The 474-nt window shown below is 50.0% G+C and carries 2 protein-coding genes; both read right to left on the bottom strand.

The window, feature by feature from the left end; all coding sequences use genetic code 11:
• Window positions 1-3: 3 nt before the first annotated feature.
• Window positions 4-102: a DUF1667 domain-containing protein gene (locus ACYVTD_RS16475; protein ID WP_461248746.1), complete on the bottom strand. Its 99-nt coding sequence runs from the start codon at window positions 100-102 to the stop codon at window positions 4-6.
• Complete coding sequence (locus ACYVTD_RS16480; RefSeq protein ID WP_461248747.1) at window positions 56-376, bottom strand: DUF1667 domain-containing protein; 321 nt, start codon at window positions 374-376, stop codon at window positions 56-58. The genes ACYVTD_RS16475 and ACYVTD_RS16480 overlap by 47 nt, the downstream gene beginning before the upstream one ends.
• Between the last annotated feature and the right edge of the window lie 98 nt (window positions 377-474).

A 474-nucleotide genomic window follows, 5' to 3' on the forward strand; every position in this document is an offset into this window, starting at 1 on the left:
GTCTTAACCCAACGTCCTCGTCGCAACCACATTAATCCCTTCGCCCTTCCAGTCCTTAATCAACACATCCCCGGTTTTCACAGGCAAGGCGACCTTTAACATATAAATATCCTCCAACAAAGCGGGAATCTTCTCTCGTGGGCAGGGGGGAAGCGGTCTTAACTGGCACCCTTTTAACGAAAGCCTCGTCCTTGTCAATCAGACCGTCAATTTGGCAGGTGGCGGTTACAGTGCGTTTTGGCGCGCGGACTTCCTCTTTGGCGTACAATTCCCCGCGAAGACAGCGGTTGCCGGTTACGGATAAATTTCCGCCCGCGTCTTCGTTCACGGTGAGCGAACAGCCGATTGGACACACAATACACGTCAAATTACGCATAAACTCCCTACTTAATGCTGAATTCCAAAACGGAATCCGAATTTATTTCCAGCCCGTTAAAATCTTTGGGGCCAAGGTTCACGTTGATCATCTCCGAA

The sequence above is a fragment of the Treponema sp. R6D11 genome (assembly GCF_054786075.1).

Coding starts and splice junctions, on each gene's coding strand:
- ACYVTD_RS16475 (WP_461248746.1), bottom strand. CDS start 102: ATGTTAAAGGTCGCCTTGCCTGTGAAAACCGGGGATGTGTTGATTAAG.
- ACYVTD_RS16480 (WP_461248747.1), bottom strand. CDS start 376: ATGCGTAATTTGACGTGTATTGTGTGTCCAATCGGCTGTTCGCTCACC.